Consider the following 21,954-nt stretch of genomic DNA (forward strand, 5'->3'; position numbering starts at 1 on the left):
AAACGGCAACTCCAACTGCAACTGCGGTAACTGAGGTTTCTGCTGTGCTTTCGACTGCTTCTTCGGCTGCGTTTTTGACTGCGTTTTCGGTTGTGCCTCGGGCTGTCTTTCTGAGTGAGTCGCTGCGGATCCCAGTTGACGGCGGAGCGTTTCAATTTGATTTTTCAGGTCATTTTCTACGTCTTCAATGGCGTCGGAAACAAACTGATTAATTGTTTGGACTGTGCGTTCTAATTTTATTAACAGCAGTTTTTCCAGTTCATCCAACTGTCTCAAAGCACCTTCAAGATTTACCTCCGAAATAACAGCAGATGTTGGCGGACGGTTGCTGCTCGATTGTTCAATTTTTTTAGCCATTTTATCTACCTTTTCCTGAAATGCTTTTTCTACTTGTTCGAGCAAATGCTTAATCTGTTCTATTTGGTTACGCTCAAAGCTCTGATCAGTTAGAGCTTTTACGTGCTTTTTTAGCAGATCTTCATTTTTTTTAACAGATTGTTCTATTTGTTTTGTTAGACTATCTACCTTTTTTTGAAATGATAGCTCAAATTGTTGCAGTAGAGTCTCAATTTGTGCTGTTTTATGAGGCGGTTGCGGAGCTAAATGTTCCATTTCAGCTTGAGCAACAGCTACCTCCTCGTCGGTCATTTCAAATACCCACGCCCACATTTGCTCGATGCCGAGTTCTTTTGCAACAATACACCAATCTGAGCCGCAGACTACTTCATATTCTTCTTCGTTGCTGTAAGCTTCTGTAGGGCGTACAATTAAAGGAATTAAGTTGCTGCCTTGCTCGATCAAACTTCTCCTAAGAGCTTCGCGGCGTTCGCGAGGAATTTCGCCCCGATCAGACTCTGGTATTGCAATTTGGGAAGTGTAAATCTGACTGTGACTAATGGGCTTAATCCGCAAATATTCAACTATTCGGTTTTGATCGGACGATCGATCCATCTTGTTACAAGTCCCCTTTTGTCATTAAAATCTGGTGTTTGGGTATTTATGTATGTTTGCACTTTACAGCCTGCGTTTTAAGGGATGCAGGACTAACCCAAGAACTCTAATTGTAGGGTGCGAGACAAACACCTTACCCAGACCGTGGTAAGTTAAAGGGTTTCTTGGGCTGAGTCTTCCCAGTCTGCGATCGAACTCGGTTATCTGGGGGAGATATGGCGTTGCTGCTGTAACTGTGCGGCTGGCTGTGCGGTGACAGCCTGATCGGCAAAAGTTACGGCAATTCCTAAAAAAAGCGACTGTGATGAGTTTAACTGGCTGTGGGACACCAATGATCCACTGCTTTACTCATCTTTACTTTTTTTGGCGTAGAGACTCACTGAGTCAAAGTTGCCAGTGGCGACAGGAATTGCGAGTTATGAATATTTGTGCCACTTATCAATTATTTTAATCATTGTTTTTTCGCCTAACCCATCAATACGTTTGACCGCACTTGTAAAGGACACAAACTGCTGCACCTTTCGTTCTGTGATTATGCTGTCGATCATGTGAGACTTCAAGCCAGCATCTTTAAAATTCGCCAACAATTCAGATTTAGTGAGAGTATTGAGTGCTTCCAACGCCGACATTGATTCGGAAGTTACGTTTTCAACTTCTGGTATCCTCTCTACCACCACTGGTTTTTCGGGCGGCGACTCTGATTTCAACTCATTAATTCTGTTTGCTAACCCAGCTTCAACTAATAGAGGTACTTGTTGTAAGATTCGGTTTTCAAATTCTTGTATACTCTGGGCTAAAACTTTTTGTTCACGGGCGTACTCGGCTTTTAATTCATTAATTTGACTTGCAAACTGGGCTTCAATACTTGTTAGCCGCTGTTCTAAAGTAGATGACTCTTGGGGAGTTTGATTTTCACATAAGTTAGGGACTTCGACCCAAGAAACCGGGTTTTTTATGGAATCTGCGGGCTGCGACGAAGTATTGTCGTACAAAAATCCGGTTTCTGGGTTCTCAACTAAATTCTCAGTGATTGCGGTTTTTCTGAGAATTTCAAGTTGTTGGAGGAGAAGCTCTTCATTTTCTTCTTCCAGGATGAATGCTCCGATTGTCTCGCCTTTGAGAGATTCTATTTCCTTTGCTCTCACCGCCGCGTAGTATTCAAAATATCCGTCTACTATCTCGTAGGCATCCATACCGTTTCGGCGGACAATTATCGGATTAATCAATCCTCCTGAATCTAAAATTAGTCTCGCTAATTTCTCCAACTCAGCATCTGCAAAATTGGAACGGGGAACTGTGGATGTAATTCTTTTCACTGCAACCAGTGACGGAAATAATTTTTTCATGAGTTTTTACTTACCTATTTTTTCCAAAACTTCTATTGCTAGCATTTCAAATTCTTGGGAGGCGATGGAATCTGGCTTAAAGTCCAGCACTGAAATCGGATCTGCGATTTCCATATTTCCCACGATTTGCATTTGTTCTGCACACTTTGCTAAATCGTCTCTCTCGTAAATTACGCTGTCCATGATTTCCAGGCCGTAGCGTTTGGGAATTGCATCCCTCCGCTTGGGCAAACTATACTGTACAAATTTAGTATTAGTTGAGATTTTGCAGGGGAGTACGCCTAAAATTGCGATTGGCTGTTTGCCGATTTTTTTCCTGAATGCGTTAACTTTTTTGATAAAATCCTTGACATTAACCAATCCTTGATTGGCAAAAGGTTTTAAGTCAGAAGGAATAATTAAATAATCCGCCGTAATTAGGGCAACTCTGGCGTAAAAATTCAAAGAGGGTGGCGTATCGATCAGTACAATATCATATTTATCCTGTGCTACTGCTAGTTTCTGAATTAAAATCAGGCGACTGTAATCTAGTTGATTGAATTCAGTTTCTTCGTGCATCAAATTGATGTGGGAAGGAATCACATCAATTTCTGGATGGCAAAAACTTGACTTGCGAGCTACTTCTTCGATCGAGAAAAAGTCTTCTGATTGCAAAACTTGAAGAATATTATTATCTTTCAAATCATCTTGTTCTTCATCCTCAAATTTTACTAAACCCGTCGCAAAGGTTGTATTAGCCTGACTGTCTAAGTCTATCACCAAGACTCTCTTACCTTTCTTGCTCAGCGCAGCAGCTAAATTGACTACAGTTGTAGTTTTGCCAACGCCACCTTTGTTATGGTAAACTGCAATGATTTTCATACTACTTTGCCTTTTTTGGGGAACGGTTACATCGGATTTAACTTGAGGCTTAACTAGATAATTTTCAGGTATTTGTTCCAGTTCAGAGATTTGAATTGGCTCAGGTTCTGCGGTGGCTGGATTGTTGGGCTGTACTGGGACTTCGCTAATTAACTCAGGACTAACCAAATTAATTTTACTATCTTCCAGTTTGAGGTTATCGGGATTTTTTATAAATTTTAAACTATCTCTGCCAATTAAACCGCTAATTTCATCAATTCTATTTTCAAGGTCTTGTCCAGCACACTTAAAGACTAGCTCAATATCATCGGCGACTCTTTGGTAAATTCTAATTTCTTTACCGTTAGTTATGAGTCCGTAGCGGATGCTCAAACTTGTTAAATAGCGATGGAGTTTTCGCAGGTGGCGGTCTAAATTTTCCTTCGGATGTTTAGCCTCCATAACTACACTCATCGGCGAGTCTGCATCGACAACTATGGGGATAACTTGGGTGGCAAATGAGAGGAAGTCTAGACGAATATTCCCAAATGCTATTTCTTGGTGCCAAGTGTCGGGCGTATAGCCTAACTTTGGTAGCAGATAGCTGACAATCAGTTTGCTTTCTACTTCGCTTTCGTTGCGACAGTTATTGGGATTGAAAGTCATTCGATTTTAGATTTTAGATTTTAGATTTTAGATGGGAATGACTGATTTAATAATGGTACGGATTTTGATATTGACAGTAGGGCGCGCATTCCGCCCCTTACAAAAGCTACGGATTGTAATATCGAAAAACCCGGTTGTGTTTTACAAACCGGGTTTTTCGGGCATTTATCGCGTTTAAAACTTACTTTGTTTTAGCGTTAAATTCCTGCAATGTTTGATAGCCGCCAGCGGGATTGTACAAGTGACAGTTGTCGGCAATCCGCTTCATTAAAGACCAAGAAAATTCTGTTTCGTAGAGATGATCTTGCCAATTTTCCTTTAAGCTGCTGTGGGCGAGGCGCAAATTGTACCAGGGAATAGCAGTTGAAAGGTGATGGGGAACGTGGACGTTAATATCGTGGCACAGAAACTCTACCCAGCGGGGATAATCGCAGTGAACTGTTCCCGATAGTTGCGATTGGGCTTCGTTCCATTCTTCCGGTTCTTTAAAAGAAATGTCTGGTGCTGTGTGGTGAACGATCGTAAAAGTGCTCATCCAGAAATGGTAAACCAGCCAGGGCATCAACCAAAATTTGACAAATCCCCAAATGCCTGTGGTTGCAATTAAAATCGGGAATCCGATCGCAGCACCGATTAAAACCACTAAAACAGAAAACCGGACTTGTTCTTGTTTCTGTTGGCCTTTGAAGCGCCACCACATAAAGTGTACTTTTGCCCAGTGGGCGATCGAGCCGATCCACCACATTGGACCAAATATTAAACTATAAGCTATTTGTAAAGCCTTGGGCGCCCCAGCGTAGTCTGCTGCTGTCATCGGGTGCCAAGCATTATCTTCGCCAAGTTTATTGGTGTGCTTGTGGTGGTAATTGTGACCGTGCCGCCATGCGTGAAACGGGAAAATTAACGGCAGAAATGCAATATGTCCGACTAAATCGTTTACCCAGCGGCGATTAGCAAATGATCGATGCCCGCAGTCGTGGCCGATCACAAAAAAACCGGTTAATCCGGTTCCTGTGAAAATCCACATTAGGGGTAGTAGAAACCAAGGAGAGACTGCTATGCCCCAGTAACCGACAGCAACTAGCAAAACGTTGACGATTACTTTTGTCCAAGCTTTGCGGGGGTTTTTGACGAATACTTCCCGCGGCAGGGTTTTGAGAATATCTTTGAGGCGCAGGTTGGAAGTGTCACTTGCGGATGTCAAATTTAGTGGTTTTTCGATCGATGCTGTCATAAACTGATTTCGATTCTCCGTATGCCATGAGGATGGCTTAACAAATTAGCGCAATAAAAAAGCGCCATAAAATATCAGCTCGTTGCCAGCAAGCAGCAGACGAGTTGAGCTGTAGGCAAGCGCGTTTTAGCAAAAGCTAGCGATCGCTATCCGCAGTTAGGAATTTCTAGCACTTTTGGCAAAAAACACTGCGGGTAGCAAAACCTTTGTTTTTATAACACAGGGGCAGCACAGTTAGCATTAGCGACTGTTGTCTGCTAATTGCTGTTGCTGCCAGAAATGGGGTCGAGAGCCGGCAAGCCAGCGACCGAGCGTTGCTGTTTGAGGCTTTGCACTTCCAGCAGCAAGGATTCGATTTCTGCTTGCAAGTGCAGGAACTTAACTTGCTGGTCGGCTTGGTACGGGCACTTCACCGAATTTACTGTGCGGGCAAAACTGGTCGATAGGGTAGAAGAACTAGCCATTTCGGGGTTGCTCGCGGTGACTTGAGGCCGGGAAAGAGTGGATGAATTATTTGACATTAGTAATTGAGTAGACATATCTACACATTCACACCATTAAGTTACTTTAACCTGAACCGATCGTATTAAACATCAAATTAACCGATCGAGCTAAAATTAGTGTAAATTCCTTGGCCATCGCCTAAAACCATTGACATCGTGACCCTGATTCTACCTGCTACTGACTCTGCTCCTAACTCTGCTGCCCGCGCCGCCGAGCCGAAACGGTACGGCTGGCCCGGCTTGATCGAAGCTTATCGCCCCTACCTGCCGGTGACGGAAACCACGCCGGTAGTGACGCTCCAAGAAGGCAATACTCCCCTGATTCCAGCACCTGCGATCGCCTCTCTCATCGGTAGAGACGTGCGCGTCTTGGTGAAATACGACGGCCTCAACCCCACTGGTAGTTTCAAAGACCGGGGGATGACAATGGCGATTTCCAAGGCGAAGGAAGCTGGTGCGGAGGCAGTAATTTGCGCCAGTACCGGCAATACTTCGGCCGCCGCCGCCGCCTACGCCAGACGCGGGGGAATGCGAGCTTTCGTGTTGATTCCCGAAGGTTACGTGGCTTTGGGCAAGCTGGCGCAAGCTTTGCTTTACGGTGCGGAAGTAATTTCGATTGGGGGAAATTTCGATCGAGCCTTAGAAATTGTCCGCGAAATGGCTGTCAATTATCCGGTGACATTGGTCAACTCCGTGAATCCTTACCGCTTGGAAGGTCAGAAAACCGGAGCTTTTGAAGTGGTGGACGCTTTGGGCGACGCCCCCGACTGGCTCTGCATTCCCGTGGGAAATGCGGGAAACATCACAGCATACTGGATGGGTTTTTGTCAATACCACCAAGCCAAAAAATGTTCGCGCCTGCCACAGATGATGGGATTTCAAGCAGCGGGGGCTGCACCTTTAGTAACGGGCCAACCAGTGGCGAACCCAGAAACCCTGGCGACGGCGATTCGGATCGGCAACCCCGCTAGCTGGAAACAGGCGATCGCAGCTTCCGAAGCCAGCCGCGGCAGTTTTGCAGCAGTCACCGACGCCGAAATTCTCGACGCTTACCGTTTGTTAGCATCACAGGAAGGGATTTTCTGCGAACCAGCCAGTGCAGCTTCTGTGGCCGGTTTGCTGAAGGTAAAAGACCAAGTTCCGACTGGGGCGACGGTGGTTTGCGTGCTGACTGGTAACGGTTTGAAAGACCCGGATACGGCAATTAATCACAGCAACAATCTGTTTAAAAGCGGCATTGCTCCGACTTTGGATGCGGTAGCTGGGGCGATGGGGTTTTAGCAGGTCAAATAAATGCCCAATATTCGGCAGATTAAGGGTTTTGACCTGTGGTAGCGGTAAAATCAAAACGATTAAACCGCACATATTCCACTAATACCCCATTGGCGGCTAATTCCAACGCAAGCGCTCAAGGATTTTTAACTTGACGCCCGGCCTGTAAATAGGCGTTGTCTCATCTCTAATGCCTGTAGGCAGAGCGATTCAGCTTCACTGTAACGTCCTTGGGAGTTGTAGAGTTCTGCCAAGGTATCGAGATTTTTTGCCACATCGGGATGGTCGCCTGCAAATAGGCGTTGTTTCATCTCTAATGCTTGTAGGCATAGAGGTTCAGCTTCACTGTAACGTCCTTGGGAGTTGTAGAGTTCTGCCAAGGTATCGAGATTTTTTGCTACATCGGGATGGTCGCTTGCAAATAGGCGTTGGAACATCTCTAATGCTTGTAGGCATAGAGGTTCAGCTTCACTGTAACGTCCTTGGGAGTTGTAGAGTTCTGCCAAATTATTGAGACTGGATGCCACATCGGGATGGTCGCCTGTAAATAGGCGTTGGAACATTTCTAATGCCTGTAGGCAGAGGGGTTCAGCTTCACTGTAACGTGCTTGAGTTCTGTAGAGAGATCCCAAGTTATTGAGACTGATTGCCACATCGGGATGGTCGCCTGTAAATAGGCGTTGTTTCATCTCTAATGCTTGTAGGTAAAGAGGTTCAGCTTCACTGTAGCGTCCTTGGGAGTCGTAGAATCCTGCCAAGTTATTAAGAAAGATTGCCAGATTGGGATCGTCGCCTGTCAATAGGCGTTGTTTCATCTCTAATGCCTGTAGGTAGAGCGGTTCAGCTTCACTGTAGCGTCCTTGGGAGTCGTAGAATACTGCCAAATCATTGAGACTGAGTGCCACATCAGCATGGTCGTCTGTAAATAGGCGTTTTCTCATTCCTAATGCCTGTAGGTAGAGCGGTTCAGCTTCACTGTAGCGTCCTTGGGAGTAGTATAATACTGCCAAATTCTTGAGACTGGTTGCCAGATTGGGATCGTCGCCTGTCAATAGGCGTTGCCACATTTCTAATGCCTGTAGGTAGAGGGGCTCCGCTTCACTGTAGCGTCCTTGGGAGTCGTAGAATACTGCCAAATCATTGAGACTGAGTGCCACATCAGCATGGTCGCCTGTAAATAGGCGTTGGAACATCTCTAATGCCTGTAGATAGAGGGGCTCCGCTTCACTGTAGCGTCCTTGGGAGTCGTAGAATACTGCCAAGTTCTTGAGACTGAGTGCCACATCAGCATGGTCGCCTGTAAATAGGCGTTTTCTCATTCCTAATGCTTGTAGGTAGAGGGGTTCCGCTTCACTGTAACGTGCTTGGGAGTCGTAGAGTTTTGCCAAATCATTGAGAAGGATTGCCGCAGTAGAACTGTCGCCTGTAAATAGGCGTTGCCACATCTCTAATGCTTGTAGGAAGAGGGGTTCCGCTTCACTGTAGCGTCCTTGGGAGTAGTAGAGTGATCCCAAGCTTCTGAGACTGCATGCCACCCTAGAACTGTCGCCTGTAAATAGGCGTTGTGTCATCTCTAATGCCTGTAGGTAGAGGGGTTCCGCTTCACTGTAGCGTGCTTGGGAGTAGTAGAGTAATCCCAAGAAATCGAGACTGGTTGCCACATCAGCATGGTCGCCTGAGTGAAGGGATTGAGCTAAGATTAATGCTTGTTCACCTACCAAAAACGCTTCAGTGAATTTGCCTTCTTTGTGAAGTTGGTAAGACTGTACATGAACCCTTGACCACTCTAGTTCTTGCGTAAAGGCATTCCAACGCTGACTTAAACCATTAGCCAATTGATTAAAAAAATTCATTTCCTTTAACCTCGATTATTGTCGATCAAAACAGGGTTTATGTATTGTTCACCAACCCCAATAAACCACCTTTTTGGATATTTATCGGCTGAGAAACCCAGTCTCTTGTGCAAAAGCTGGTTCCTGTATTACATCCCCACCCCATCTAGCCTCTCAGAAACTCGGTAGATCATCGCAACAACCGGGTTTCTCTGTTTTCACTAATGATTGACGATCGCCCGATCGCAATTAACCCGCTTCGATCGCCTAAAATAAAACTCAACACTTTTGCAATTATACAATGACTAGCCCTACTGCAACCCTGTTAATTGCCTGTCCCGATCGCAAAGGACTCGTCGCCTTACTTGCTAACTTTATCGCATCCCATAATGGCAATATCATCCACGCGGATCACCATACAGATTTTACCGCCGGATTGTTTCTGAGCAGGCTAGAATGGCAATTAGAGGGTTTTGACTTAACAACTGAAGAAATAACACCTGCTTTTAGTGAAATTGCCAAGGACTTACAAGCCAATTGGCAATTGCATTGCTCTCATAAAATTCGACGCATTGCAATCTGGGTAAGCCGTCAAGATCATTGTTTATTAGACTTGATTTGGCGACAACAATCGCAAGAAATCAGAGGTGAAATTCCGCTGATAATCAGCAACCATGAAAATTTAAAGCCTCTTGCCACACAATACGGTATCGACTTTGAGTATATTCCCATTACTAAAGACAATAAAGCTATTCAAGAAGCACAACAGTTAGAACTTCTTAAAAAATATAATATTGACTTAGTAGTTTTGGCTAAATATATGCAAATTTTGAGTCAAGAATTTATCAGAAAATTTCCCCATGTGATTAATATTCACCATTCATTTTTACCCGCATTTGTGGGTGCAAATCCCTACGAGAGGGCTTATGAAAGAGGGGTAAAAATTATCGGTGCAACAGCCCACTATGTTACACCCGATTTAGATGCTGGGCCGATTATCGAACAAGATGTTGTGCGCGTCAGTCACCGCGATGAAGTGTCCGATCTGGTTCGCAAAGGTAAAGATTTAGAAAGGGTTGTTTTAGCAAGGGCGGTGCGATATCATTTACAAAATCGTGTTTTAGTTTATGGCAATCGGACTGTGGTTTTTGCTTGAAAATTAGGTATCATATCAATCTTGGTTTGTTACTCATTTGATAACTCGGCGAGTCATATCAATTCCGGTTGCACGAGCGAAGTCCAGCGAATCCCAAAGTTTTCTCAACTTGATATTTTTCATTAATTGTGATGCTGTTAAGATTTTCCGTTGTCGTCTTGTTGCGATCGCTCTTGGGTCAATTTTCGCAAAGAGCGGCCCATACGACGAGGTTTCGGAACTTTACTTTTGCCCGCGGGCCATCCTTCGCGCTGCAGGGAACGATCGCCATCTGTCTCTTCGGTTTGGTCATGAAACAAAATTTGTCGCGTGGGATAAGGAAAATCGATGCCGTTTTCCACCAGCTTTTTTTTAATAGCACAAATTACCTTGTCGCGCGATCGCATATCGTCCATTCGGCGCGGCGGAGTAATCCACCACCGAACGCGGATATTGACCGTACTTTCTGCTAGCTCAACCACCAGCACATCGGGTGCAGGATCTTTCAACACCTCCTTTATGCTGTACAATGCTTCCAGCATTAACTGCTTGGCGCAGTCAATATCGTCGCCGTAACCAATACTAAAATCGTATTCCGTGCGACGTTTATCGAAAGCGGTATTCACTGTCACCGAATTCGTAAACAATTCGGCATTGGGAATGACAATCCGGCGACCATCATAGGTTAGGATTGTTGTAGCGCGGGTCTCAATATTTTCTACCGTTCCCTCAAAGTTTTTAAACACAATCTGGTCATCGATTCGGAACGGTTCCGTCAACAGAATTAGGATACCGGCTAAGAAGTTTTGCAAGATATCGCGAAAGGCAAAACCAATCGCCACCCCGCTAATTCCCAGCAATTGAATCAAATCCCCAGCTTTAAATGTGGGAATTACAATCGAAAGAGCAACAAACAGACCAACTAGAACGATCGTACCCTGCGCCAACCGTCCTAACACCAGCCCCAAATTTCGTGCTTGGCGGTGGTGGCGGGTAACCCGCCTGACCGCTCTCTTAATTGCCCCGCCCACACAGAAAAAGATTGCAAAGACAATTAACGCCAGCACAATATTGGGCAACATGATAATCAAGCCATCGATCATGCTCTCCATCTTTACCCAGACTGCGGATATCTCTGTCTTCATGAAGTTTCCTCGCGTATCAGTCGCTGTCGATATTAGTGAGAATTAGCTCGATTAACTTCTATCTAAAGACTGTAGGTTGGTCCGACGCGAGGAATATTTTTCGGTGGTTTTCAAAATTTTGAATACGGATTGTAGGTTGGGATATAGTACATTTACATCGATTAGTAAACCATCCCTAGATACGGAATAATAAAGAAGCGGATGAATTAATGTCGTCTAATTGCAGGAAAAGCAAAAACAACGCATCGCTGACTAAATCCCATCTGCTAAGGGGACTCGCCATGCCGACTATTCCTGAATTTTTAACTCCTAATTCCCAAAGGGCGGTAGATCGAGTAACTGATTTTTAGAAGGTGGAAGTTGGGCGGTATTTTTGCCTGGGGCAGAAGTTTGACGTATTTCCAGAGCAGTTTCGCCAGGATTCGCAGTGCGAGTAGGTACTATTTCTAAAGAATATACTGTCTCCGTTTTTGCAGGGGCAGGATTTTGTGCTTTCGTGAGCAAGTCAACGGCATCTCCGAGGGCGCTAGTTAAATTTTTGCTAGTTTCGGCGTGACGGGCTTCTTCTTGTTTGAGGGCTTGAGTGAGTTGTTTAACTTGTTCGATCGCCCGATCGCGCTCTTCGAGAACTTCTGCTAACTTAGCTTTAAGTTCGCCTACTGTTTGCAGTTGTTCGACTTCCTGCTGGCGAGCAACCCCAGCATCGTCGCCTTCGGGCATAATGGGGGAAAAATTTTGTAATTGCTCTATTTGTGCTTCCAGAGAAGCGATGCTTTGCTGAGTTAATTTAGCATCATTCCGCCGCTGCTCGGCTTCGGTATTGTAGAGTTGGCGCCACTGAGCCGCACTTTCACCGGCCTCATCTCGATCGCGCGAAACTTCTGTTAACTGCTGTTGCAGCCGCTTGATTTCATCTAACCACTGTCTGACATCCTGAGCCATATTGATTTTAGATTTTAGATTTTAGATTTTAGATTTTAGATTACCAATGGCTTAATTAAGTAACGCTCCTTATTTCCAGTTGCGCGATCGTCCTGCATCCATTTTCCCTTTTTTAGTTCCCCGTCTCCTGTGCGCTATGAACATTTTTTACTGGTTGCGCTACCTGATTTTAGCTTTGTTTCAGGCATTTTTGAGGCTGCTTCGAGCTCTCAAACGGAAATTTGGGGGTTTTTTGCTGTTTTGTCGGTGTTTGACTTGGGGCACGCTCAAGGAAGTCGGCGCGAAGGCAGGAGAACAGCGCTTGCCGGGGCTATCTGCAGAAATGGCCTACAATTCTATGCTGGCGCTGTTTCCGGGGCTGTTGGCTATCTTATCGGCGATCGCTATCTTTGAACCTTTGCAGTCAACACTTTATCAAATCGCCCGTCTTTTGGGCGAAGTTATACCCGATGACGTGCGGAAGTTGATTGGTGGCTTAATCAAAGAAATTCTGTTAACTCGCAGTAAAGGGCTGTTTTCTGTGAGCTTTCTTGGGGCGATTTGGGCATTTTCTGGAGTAATGAGCGCGGCGATGGCTGCACTCGATCGCATCCATGAAACCCCGATCGATCGAACTAGACCATTTTGGAAAGCCAAACTTATTTCTCTGGCGCTCAGTATCGGTACAATTGTGCTGTTAATTCTAGCATCGGGAGTAGTATTTGTCAGCGACTTAATTGTACAAGCTATTGCCCGCCAGAGTTGCCTGCTGGAGTCCGTCGCCAATTGCGATTTAAAAGATGTCCAAAATTGCTTGCTCCTCGCCGGCAATTGCCCTTTAGAGTCGCAACTGTTAGGTGCTTGGCGGCTGTGGAGGTGGCCGATTTCTTTGGGAATTGTATCTCTGGCTTTTGCATTTATTTACCGCTACGGGCCTAGCCGCCGTCAACCAGATATTCCTATTGTATCAGGAGCTGTTTTTGCTGCTATTTTGTGGGCGCTATTTTCAGCTTTATTTCGGTTTTATGTTTTGCATTTGGGCAATTACACTTGGACTTACGGCACAATCGGAAGTTTTATTGTGTTGCTGCTGTGGCTGGATATTTCTTCTTTGGTAATGCTGATAGGCGCTCAGTTGAATGTGACGGTGGGAAAGGCTATAAAACAATCAAAATTAAAATAATTTGTTAATTTTGAATTGTTAATAGTTATTTGCCGGATGCTGGCTTACCTACGGAGTAAAGTGCTGAGGATGCCCGCAACAAAAGACAGAAAAATCAGTATCCAAATGACACCACCGGGAATGAATGTCAAGAGGCCAACACCTCTGAGAATCCAAACTAGGAGGGTGAGGCCCAGGATAGTCAAAAAGATGCGGGTAGATAGTCGCATTTGAAATCTAGGAGAATTAGTCATGTTTAATGTTAAAGTTTTGTCTGGATCAATGATAGCTGCTTTGCTGGCGCTCGGCAGTTATCTCACTTTAATTTCGGTTCCTGGTTCCGCTGTTAAGCCTGGGGCTACAAATGTCCTCGGAGAAGTGGCAAATGCTGCTCAAAAAACGCCTGCTGCAAGTTTAACAATTTCCGATCGCACAATTGGAGCGGCGAAGGTGGGGATGACTTTCGGAGGATTGAAAAAGGCTCTGGGTTCGACGGCGCAGTTTAAGGTAGAGTCTCCTTTTATGGTAGACTTTGATGCTGTGGCCGTCAGGCAGTCGGGAAAAGTGCTATATCGGATTATCTACGCTGCCGGTACAAAGCTGAAAGATTCGGATGTCATTGAACTTTTGATGACTGAGAATTCTAATTATAAAACGGTTCAGGGTGTCGGGCCGGGAATGACTCTGAAACAAGCTGAGGCAATTTACGGTAAGGCTACTTTATCTTATAACGTGGATAATGAAATGAGAGAAGGGGTTGTATTTGCCAAGCAACCCACTAGAAACATTATGTTTGTCCCCCAGGCTAAAGGGAAACAATTTGCGGGAGTTTATGGCGCTGGTCAAGGGGGATTTTATCAGACTAATAAGTATCAGCCGAATGCTGTAATTAAGTCTGTGATGGTCCGGAAGTAAGGCAGTAAAACGAATGGCTTCACGGGGACGAGTTACCGCATACTTGCCAGAAGAGATTCAAAAAGCTCTCGAAGAATGGGCAGAAGAAGACAGCAGATCCGTTAGCAGTTTGGCAACGTACCTGCTGACGAAATCTGTTCGAGAACGCCAAGAACAAAAAAAAGATAAATCAGAAAGCGATCGCCCGCAATCCCATCCGCGTCCATCCGTCTCCATCCGCCTACATCTGCGGTAAAAAAAAGAACCACCCCCTCAAAAAAATAAGGTGGGCCGCAGCCCACCCTACCCAAATTATTTCGCAGTTACCAACTGTGCCGGCAGCCGCTTAAACGCCAACCTTTCATTCTCGATATCCACAAAAATGGTATCGCCGTCTGCAAAATCTCCCCGCAAAATACCTTTCGCCATTTGCGTTTCCAACTCGCGCTGAATGCCCCGCTTCAAAGGCCGCGCACCGTAAACCGGATCGTAACCAATTTCTGCTAAGAAGTCGATCGCAGATTCCGACAATTTCAGAGACATTTTGCGATCGGCCAACCGTTTTTCCAAGCGTTTAACTTGCAACAGCACAATCTGCCGCAGTTCCGTCTTACTCAAACCGTGGAAGATAATCATCTCATCAATCCGGTTCAAGAATTCTGGGCGGAAAGTTCCCCGCATCGCTTCCATCACCCGACTCCGCATTTGTTCGTTATCTCCCGCCACATCTAAGATGTATTGAGAGCCGACATTCGATGTCATAATAATCACAGAATTCTTAAAGTCTACTGTGTGACCTTGAGCATCGGTAACGCGGCCGTCATCCAGAATTTGCAGCATGATGTTGAAGACATCCGGGTGCGCTTTCTCGATTTCATCGAATAGAATCACGGAGTAAGGACGGCGGCGCACAGCCTCCGTTAATTGTCCGCCTTCATCGTAGCCAACGTATCCCGGAGGCGCACCAATTAATCGCGAAACTGCGTGTTTTTCCATGTATTCCGACATATCAATTCGCACGATAGCTTCTTCCGTGTCGAACAGATAAGCCGCTAATGCTTTAGCTAACTCAGTTTTACCAACACCCGTGGGGCCGAGGAAGATAAAACTCGCAACCGGACGATTTGGATCGGCTAAACCTGCGCGCGATCGCTGAATTGCATCTGCAACCGCAGTCACTGCTTCATCCTGTCCAATTACCCGCTTGTGCAGTTCATCTTCCAAGTGCAGAAGTTTCTGCATTTCCGATTCAACTAACTTGCTGATGGGAATTCCCGTCCACTTGGAAATAATCTCGGCAATGTCAGCTTCGGTGACTTCTTCCCGCAGCAGAGTTTTACCTGTGGTTTGAGTTGCTGAAAGTTGAGCTTCTGCTTCTTGCAATTGTTTTTGCAATTCAGTTAACTTGCTATATTTCAACTCAGCAGCGCGGTTCAGGTCATATTTTAATTCAGCTTGCTGAATTTCAATATTCACCTTATCAATCTGTTCTTTAATCTTTTGAATGCTGCCGATGACACCTTTTTCCGATTGCCACTGAGCATTCAAAGCGCTTTGCTGTTCCTTGAGGTTGGCTAAGTCTTTTTCCAGTCTTTCCAATCGTTCGATCGAAGCAGCATTACTTTCTTTTTGCAGCGACAGTCTTTCCATTTCTAGCTGCAAAATCCTGCGGTCGATTTCGTCTAGTTCTTCCGGTTTGGAGGTAATCTCCATTTTAAGTTTAGCCGCTGCTTCGTCCACTAAGTCAATGGCTTTGTCTGGAAGGAAGCGATCGCTAATATATCGAGTAGACAAAGTAGCCGCCGCAACTAAGGCGCTGTCAGAAATTTTAACGCCGTGGTGAACTTCGTAGCGTTCTTTCAAGCCGCGCAAAATCGAGACAGTATCTTCAACTGTCGGTTGGTCAACATAAACTTGTTGAAAACGGCGTTCTAGGGCCGCATCTTTTTCGAGGTACTTGCGGTATTCGTCGAGAGTTGTAGCACCGATACAGCGCAACTCTCCCCTCGCTAACATGGGTTTAAGTAAGTTGCCGGCATCCATCGAGCCTTGAGTTGCGCCAGCACCGACAACGGTGTGAATTTCATCGATAAATAAGATGACTTTGCCGTTGCTGTCAGTAACTTCTTTGAGCACCGCTTTCAAGCGTTCTTCAAATTCTCCCCGGAATTTTGCACCTGCAATTAAAGCGCCCATATCTAGGCTAATTAATTGTCGGTCTTTGAGAGATTGCGGCACATCTCCGGTGATAATTCGCTGGGCGAGTCCTTCGGCGATCGCAGTTTTGCCGACTCCCGGCTCCCCAATCAATACCGGATTATTTTTGGTGCGACGGCTCAAAATTTGAATCGTGCGGCGGATTTCGTCATCCCGTCCGATTACCGGATCGAGTTTGCCTTGACGCGCGGCTTCTGTCAAATCTCGGCCGTATTTTTCCAGCGCTTCGTATTTGCCTTCTGGATTTTGATCGGTCACTTTGTTCTTCCCTCGGACTTGGGTAATGATATCTTTGAGCTTGGCTTCATCTAGTTTAAATTCTTGCAGCAGATTTTTGCCGAAACGATCGTCCTTAACGTAACCGAGTATCAAATGCTCGATCGAAATAAATTCATCGCCGTACTCTTTGCGATAAGTTTCGGCGCGATCGAGCAAAGTGTCAAGAGAACGACCTAAATAAACGTTGCCACCGCTTCCAGTAATTTTCGGCTGACGACTGATAAACTCATCAGTGCGATCGCGCAATTTTGCTACAGAAACTCCAGCTTTGTTAAATAAGCTGCTAGCCAGTCCCGATTCTTGTTCCAGCAAAGCTTTCATCAAATGTTCGCTTTCTAGCTGCTGCTGCTGACCTGCTTTGACGATTTCGGGGGTGCGGGCGAGGGCTTCCCAGGCTTTTTCGGTAAATTGGTTTGGATTATTTGGTTGCATAAATTTTAATTCCCTGCATTAAAAATGATCACTGCTGTAGAGGCAATTGCTCGATCGCCCGTACAATTGTCATTGTAGGGAGTTGCGGAGGGGGGGCGGATCGGTGTTCCCCTATCTTGAGATAGGTATTTCCGTCCTGTGTAGCAGTTTCTCGCAAGGAAAAGCAAACTGTCGCGCCTAAAAGTTGGACTCTTGGATAAGAGCCACTCTCACATTAAAAATGCTTTCTAGTGCCACTTGAAAAAACGGCACATTCTTAAACAGTTTCCTGCTGCGGAAAATGGAGAAACACTCATGTAAATAGGAGAGAGGACTGGAGAAGCGTCACAGTCCTATAGCTAAACCCAAAGCGTTATTGTTTTACTCATCAATAACAGCCGCTATAACTCTCACACCTGGAAAATATAGCTATGAAAATTTTACCTTTAATTTCGTTAGGTATTATAGCAAGTGCCGCGATCGCAGTAGCCCCTGAAGCTTTTGCAAATACCTGGCGTGCCGCACACCGGATGTCTGGTTTTTCCGCCGACAGCAATTACTACTTGTATCTAGAAAGTTCCAGAGATACAGGAGCGGGAATTCCCAAAGCAGAATTGCAAATTGTCCAAGTTGCTGCAAATTCCTGCATCAAAAATGGGTGTATCGAAACTAAATATGGCGAACCAGACTCCAATAAAAGCACTAAAATGGCAGAAGATGACTTGCTTAAAAAAAGTTGGAATAGCAGGCAAACTTTGAAGTTAACTCCTCCCAAAGCTGGAACTAAACTGAACATTATTTCTCGTACTCCCGGAGCCAATGGAAGCGAGACAGTCGCCGTCAAAGTCAATACAGCAAAGCCTTTACAAATTCGCCTGGAACAGCGACAAAAAAATGCTTCGGCTGGTAGAGAAAGCGCGGCAATGCGTCTTGTAATTAATCATAACGGTCGGCAGCGTGTCCTCGGAACGCTGAACAATTTTCAAGATTGGGTGTTCTCTTATTCAATCCGAGAAGTTCGTTTGTCTCCGAACGGGCGCAATGTCGTTGTCCTGGTGGACAAGACAGAACGGACTTTTGAAGGAGTCTTGAAAACTACTGTTGTACAAGGCTTTGTTCTTTAAGATTGCTATATTCCTAGGTTTTGACCTGGGAATTATCAAAACTTACAAGGATTGTTGGCCAATTTTAATCATGTTCCCTGAGCAAAAGTGATTTCACAAATGACCACTTTACTATCTCTAAACCGAGATGAAATCTTCAGAACCGATGAGATTGGGAGCAACACCTATCAAAGAAGCTAAAACTTCACCGCTGCTGGCTACTGTAATTAATGTGCCGTCAGTTCCCGGCAAAATAGATAGCTGTCGGAAGGTCAAGCCATTGATTAATTGCACGGTATCTTGAGACTTGACGAAATTAACGATTGTATCAACTCCCAATCCGACACCTAAAACAAAAACATCGTTGCCCCCACCGCCGACTAGAATATCGTTTCCTAAACCGCCGTTGAGGGTGTCAAAACCTTTGCCACCATTCAGGACATCGCTGCCGTCGCCCCCGACAAGCATATCGTTGCCTCGCAAACCCATAAGTACGTCATTACCTTCCACACCGTTGATGATATCGTTGCCGCTGGTGCCAGTCAGAATGTCGTTGTCGGGACTGCCGTTGATGCTGTTATCAGGAGGGTTATTGCCTGGAGTGCTGTCAGTGTCAGAAACAAAGACATCGAGGCGGCTATTGTAAGTAAAGTTAGTATCCCCCGGTACGAGGTTACTGGCCTCAGATGAAAACGCTACTCTCTGCCCATCTGCAGAGATGGAGGGCTCAAAAGACCCGCTGTTCCCCTGATTATCGGCTGAGTCAACTGAGACACGGGTGGTGGTATTTGTCAACAAGTCCCGCACGAAGATGTCGTGTCTATTGTTAGTATCCCCCGGCACGAGGTTGGAGGCAAGAGAATCAAACGCCACAAACCGCCCGTTGGCTGAGACGGAGGGGCTGAAGGAGTAATTGTTCGCCTGATTGCCTGCTGAGTCAACTGAGACACGGGTGGTCGTATTGGCTAGCGCGTCCCGCACGAAAATGTCAGGGTTATCGTTAGTATCCCCCGGCACGAGGTTGGTGGCATTAGAGGAAAATGCCACAAACCGCCCGTCGGCTGAGATGGAGGGTTCGCCGAACCCGTTATTCCCCTGATTACCTCCTGAGCCAACAGAAACGCGGGTGGTGGTATTCGTCAACAAATCCCGCACGAATATGTCAGGGTTATCGTTAGTATCCCCCGGCACGAGGTTGGTGGCATTAGAGGAAAATGCCACCAACCGCCCGTTGGCTGAGATGGAGGGATTGCCGGAATACTTGTTTCCCTGATTGCCGGCTGAGTCAACAGAGACGCGGGTGGTGGTATTGGCTAGCGTGTCCCGCACGAAGATGTCAGGGTTGTCGTTAGTATCCCCCGGCACGAGGTTGGTGGCAAAAGATAAAAATGCCACAAACCGCCCGTCGGCTGAGATGGAGGAGTCGACGGAAACGTCGTTCGCCTGATTGCCTGCTGAGTCAACTGAGACACGGGTGGTGGTATTGGCTAGTGTGTCGCGCACGAAGATATCGTTTTTATTGTTACTGTCCCCCGGCACGAGGTTGGTGGCATTAGAGGAAAATGCCACCAACCGCCCGTCGGCTGAGATGGAGGACCCGACGGAAAAGTCGTTCGCCTGATTGCCTGCTGAGTCAACTGAGACACGGGTGGTGGTATTGGCTAGCGTGTCGTGTACAAAGACATCATCACTAGCGTTAGTGTCCCCTGGCACGAGGTTGGATGCTGGAGATCTAAACGCCACAAACCGCCCGTCGGACGAAATGGAATGATAGGAGGATACCGATGGACTTTGATTGGCCTGATTGCCTGCTGAGTCAACTGAGACGCGAGTAATATTCATAAACCCTCATATTTCAATAGTCCGAACTGTTTTTATTTCGTAGTCTGAAACCCTCGATTTTCCGTTGGTAGCTCGATCGCCTTGGAGCCTTGAAACCGTTATTCTACGGTTCGTAATCAAAAATTGTCCAAAGTATTGATATTGAAGAGTACAACTTTGGAGACGGGTTTTGCGATCGCACGGCAATTGGGGCTATTTACACTTTATTCCCTAACAGCCTTGGCGGTTGCTATATCAATACATTTTAAAATTTCCCTCTTCCTTCGTCCCTCTTTCTTTTTCCTTCAACATCTGCCTCCTGACTATTGACGAATGATCAATAATTAATCCGTGTATCCGTGTCAAAATCCATATCTTGCCTGACTTCATGCCTGCATAACTACCCGTTCCGGGAGACTGACAATAAAAGTGGAACCCTTACCGTCCTCGCTTTCAACGCTAATTTCGCCCCCGAGAATTTGACATAAACGCTGGCTAATTGTCAATCCCAAACCCGTCCCTCCATACTTGCGGGTAGTCGAAGCATCAGCTTGGGTAAAAGGTTTAAATATCTGCTCTAATTGCTCGTCCGTCATGCCGATGCCGGTGTCGCTGACTCGAAACATTAAAACTTGAGAAGTGTAGTTTGAACCCGATTGAAAATCATTATTTTTATTTGGTTTCGTCGGTCGTGATTTTTCAATTTTCATTCTTTCGACGCCGATAGTAATGACGCCTTTTTCGGTAAATTTGGCAGCATTGCTGAGCAAATTGAGGAGAATTTGCCGTACTTTCGGTTGGTCGGCGTACATTGTGCCGAGTTCGCCTTTTGTTTTCAGTGCTAAAGCATTACCTTTTTTTTCTACTAGCGGTTGAGCAGTAGTCATCACTTCTTCAATCATCGTTGCCACGTCGAAGTTTTCCAAATAAAGGGTGACGTGACCTGCTTCTATTTTGGAAATATCGAGGATGTCGCTGATCATGTCGAGCAGGTGTTTGCCTGCGGTTTGAATTTTTTCTAAGTCGGGGAGAAAATCTTCGGAACCGGAATCTTGAGCATCTTCTTGCAGCATTTCGCTGTAGTTGATGATGGCATTGAGGGGGGTGCGGAGTTCGTGGCTCATGTTGGCGAGAAATGCACTTTTCGAGCGGTTAGCAGCTTCGGCTGCTACTTTTGCTTCGTGCAAGTCTTCTGTATATTCTGCTACGCGCTGAATGAGTTCGTTGAGCGAAATTGCCAGCATTCCCACTTCGTCAGAGGTAGTGACGGGTACTTGCAAATCAAAGTTTGATTCTTCGGTAACTCGCTGGGCGATGAGGGTGGTGGCTTCTAAGGGGCGGGCGATCGCCCGGCTGGTGTATGCTGCAAGTAGGGCTGCGATACCGGCGGATACTGCTAGAGAGCAAACTAGAATCAGAGTTCCAAGTTTTTCTGCTTCCTCGTAGGTTCTAAATGCCTCATCTGCTTTATCGCGAAAGTTGCCGGCCAGTTGGGCTGAATCTTCGGAAAACTGTTTGAGTTTCAAAGCAGTTTCGCCCGTCACAAAATTGTTCAAGTTCTGCCCCAAAGCCTGCTGCTGCTTCGGATTCAAAGCAGATAATTTCGCAGTAGCCAACAATTTTTGTACTTGTTGAAAGTATGATTCTACGGTTTTGCCGTTGACTTGAGCGAACTGTTGAAGCTGTTGGTAGTCTTTGGCAATCTCGGGATTCTTCGTCTGCGACGGGGTTTGCAGTTGTTCGAGGATGCCACTCATCTGAGCAACGCGAGTCAGGAATTCCGAGCGTTGGCGATCGAAAATTTGCGGTTTGGCCGTCAGACTCGCCAGCTCTTGCTGCTGAATTCTGACTTCCTGCACCGTGTTATTGAGGTTTGTCAGGATTTCCGCTTTATCTCGGTCGATCGCTAGTTTTTCTCTAACTTGCTGTTTGTGATAGGATTCTACTCCCCGTCCCGCCACAGCACCCAAAACGGCAATACCAATGACCAAGGCGTATCCGCAGCCGATTTTCTGCCTGATACCTAAGCGGCCCAACAGACTTTTCAACCCTATTTGAGGACGGTTATGCAGTTGATTTTTCAAAGCTAAGGTTAAAGACATGGGCAATGTACTCGTCACCTTTGAGAGGCACCATCTATATTCTAATTGATGCCTGCCGGAGGGTAAATAAAGTTCTGGCTTCGGACTAGGTTTCGGTAGTTGTAGGGTCTTTGCAGGGTT

17 protein-coding genes are annotated in these 21,954 nt (G+C 45.9%); 6 read left to right on the top strand and 11 right to left on the bottom strand.

The annotated features are described in order from the left end of the window. The 5 genes from QUA38_RS11720 to QUA38_RS11740 all read right to left on the bottom strand — a co-directional run. Nucleotides 1-951 (bottom strand): Rho termination factor (modular protein) (locus QUA38_RS11720; RefSeq protein WP_333161923.1); only part of this gene is annotated, 951 nt, incomplete at its 3' end. 416 nt (nt 952-1,367) lie between these two features. Next, the gene (locus QUA38_RS11725) at nt 1,368-2,297 is read right to left on the bottom strand and encodes a ParB N-terminal domain-containing protein (RefSeq protein WP_333161925.1); all 930 of its coding nucleotides are present in this window, start codon (nt 2,295-2,297) and stop codon (nt 1,368-1,370) included. Between the two features lie 6 nt (nt 2,298-2,303). After that, nucleotides 2,304-3,803: an AAA family ATPase gene (locus QUA38_RS11730; protein ID WP_333161928.1), complete on the bottom strand. Its 1,500-nt coding sequence runs from the start codon at nt 3,801-3,803 to the stop codon at nt 2,304-2,306. A 181-nt stretch (nt 3,804-3,984) separates the two neighbouring features. Next, nucleotides 3,985-5,037 carry a fatty acid desaturase gene (locus QUA38_RS11735; RefSeq protein WP_333161930.1) on the bottom strand — a complete coding sequence of 351 codons (1,053 nt, stop codon included), beginning with the start codon at nt 5,035-5,037 and terminating at the stop codon, nt 3,985-3,987. Between the two features lie 257 nt (nt 5,038-5,294). Then, nucleotides 5,295-5,576: a hypothetical protein gene (locus QUA38_RS11740; RefSeq protein WP_333161932.1), complete on the bottom strand. Its 282-nt coding sequence runs from the start codon at nt 5,574-5,576 to the stop codon at nt 5,295-5,297. Nucleotides 5,577-5,696: 120 nt separating this feature from the next. Here QUA38_RS11740 and thrC point away from each other — a divergent pair, with 120 nt between their 5' ends. After that, nucleotides 5,697-6,821, top strand: a complete 1,125-nt coding sequence (gene thrC, locus QUA38_RS11745) for a threonine synthase (RefSeq protein WP_333161934.1) — start codon at nt 5,697-5,699, stop codon at nt 6,819-6,821. A 137-nt stretch (nt 6,822-6,958) separates the two neighbouring features. Here thrC and QUA38_RS11750 read toward each other — a convergent pair whose 3' ends face one another. Then, complete coding sequence (locus QUA38_RS11750; RefSeq protein WP_333161936.1) at nt 6,959-8,665, bottom strand: tetratricopeptide repeat protein; 1,707 nt, start codon at nt 8,663-8,665, stop codon at nt 6,959-6,961. Between the two features lie 280 nt (nt 8,666-8,945). On the opposite strand from QUA38_RS11750, the gene purU reads away from it, so the two are divergent. Next, the gene (gene purU, locus QUA38_RS11755; protein ID WP_333161938.1) at nt 8,946-9,800 is read left to right on the top strand and encodes a formyltetrahydrofolate deformylase; all 855 of its coding nucleotides are present in this window, start codon (nt 8,946-8,948) and stop codon (nt 9,798-9,800) included. A 137-nt stretch (nt 9,801-9,937) separates the two neighbouring features. On the opposite strand, the gene QUA38_RS11760 is transcribed toward purU, so the two are convergent. Then, the gene (locus QUA38_RS11760; protein ID WP_333161940.1) at nt 9,938-10,924 is read right to left on the bottom strand and encodes a mechanosensitive ion channel family protein; all 987 of its coding nucleotides are present in this window, start codon (nt 10,922-10,924) and stop codon (nt 9,938-9,940) included. Nucleotides 10,925-11,233: 309 nt separating this feature from the next. Continuing rightward, nucleotides 11,234-11,866: a hypothetical protein gene (locus QUA38_RS11765; RefSeq protein WP_333161942.1), complete on the bottom strand. Its 633-nt coding sequence runs from the start codon at nt 11,864-11,866 to the stop codon at nt 11,234-11,236. Nucleotides 11,867-12,002: 136 nt separating this feature from the next. On the opposite strand from QUA38_RS11765, the gene QUA38_RS11770 reads away from it, so the two are divergent. From QUA38_RS11770 to QUA38_RS11780, 3 genes are all read left to right on the top strand, one after another. Beyond that, on the top strand, nt 12,003-13,028 hold the full coding sequence (locus QUA38_RS11770) for a YihY/virulence factor BrkB family protein (protein ID WP_333161945.1): 1,026 nt from the start codon (nt 12,003-12,005) through the stop codon (nt 13,026-13,028). Nucleotides 13,029-13,259: 231 nt separating this feature from the next. Then, on the top strand, nt 13,260-13,922 hold the full coding sequence (locus tag QUA38_RS11775) for a hypothetical protein (protein WP_333161947.1): 663 nt from the start codon (nt 13,260-13,262) through the stop codon (nt 13,920-13,922). Between the two features lie 13 nt (nt 13,923-13,935). Beyond that, a complete protein-coding gene (locus tag QUA38_RS11780) occupies nt 13,936-14,157 on the top strand; it encodes a ribbon-helix-helix domain-containing protein (protein ID WP_333161949.1) in 222 nt (73 codons plus the stop codon). A 56-nt stretch (nt 14,158-14,213) separates the two neighbouring features. On the opposite strand, the gene clpB is transcribed toward QUA38_RS11780, so the two are convergent. Next, nucleotides 14,214-16,829, bottom strand: coding sequence for an ATP-dependent chaperone ClpB (gene clpB, locus QUA38_RS11785; protein ID WP_333161951.1), 2,616 nt, complete (start codon nt 16,827-16,829; stop codon nt 14,214-14,216). Between the two features lie 410 nt (nt 16,830-17,239). Between clpB and QUA38_RS11790 the strand changes: the two genes are divergently transcribed. Then, nucleotides 17,240-17,932, top strand: coding sequence for a DUF2259 domain-containing protein (locus QUA38_RS11790; RefSeq protein WP_333161954.1), 693 nt, complete (start codon nt 17,240-17,242; stop codon nt 17,930-17,932). A 117-nt stretch (nt 17,933-18,049) separates the two neighbouring features. On the opposite strand, the gene QUA38_RS11795 is transcribed toward QUA38_RS11790, so the two are convergent. Next, complete coding sequence (locus QUA38_RS11795; RefSeq protein ID WP_333161956.1) at nt 18,050-19,753, bottom strand: calcium-binding protein; 1,704 nt, start codon at nt 19,751-19,753, stop codon at nt 18,050-18,052. 365 nt (nt 19,754-20,118) lie between these two features. Continuing rightward, nucleotides 20,119-21,834, bottom strand: a complete 1,716-nt coding sequence (locus tag QUA38_RS11800) for an ATP-binding protein (protein WP_333161958.1) — start codon at nt 21,832-21,834, stop codon at nt 20,119-20,121. Nucleotides 21,835-21,954 lie beyond the last annotated feature (120 nt).

The sequence above is a fragment of the Microcoleus sp. Pol12B4 genome, assembly GCF_036701385.1.
Taxonomy (GTDB): Bacteria; Cyanobacteriota; Cyanobacteriia; order Cyanobacteriales; family Microcoleaceae; genus Microcoleus.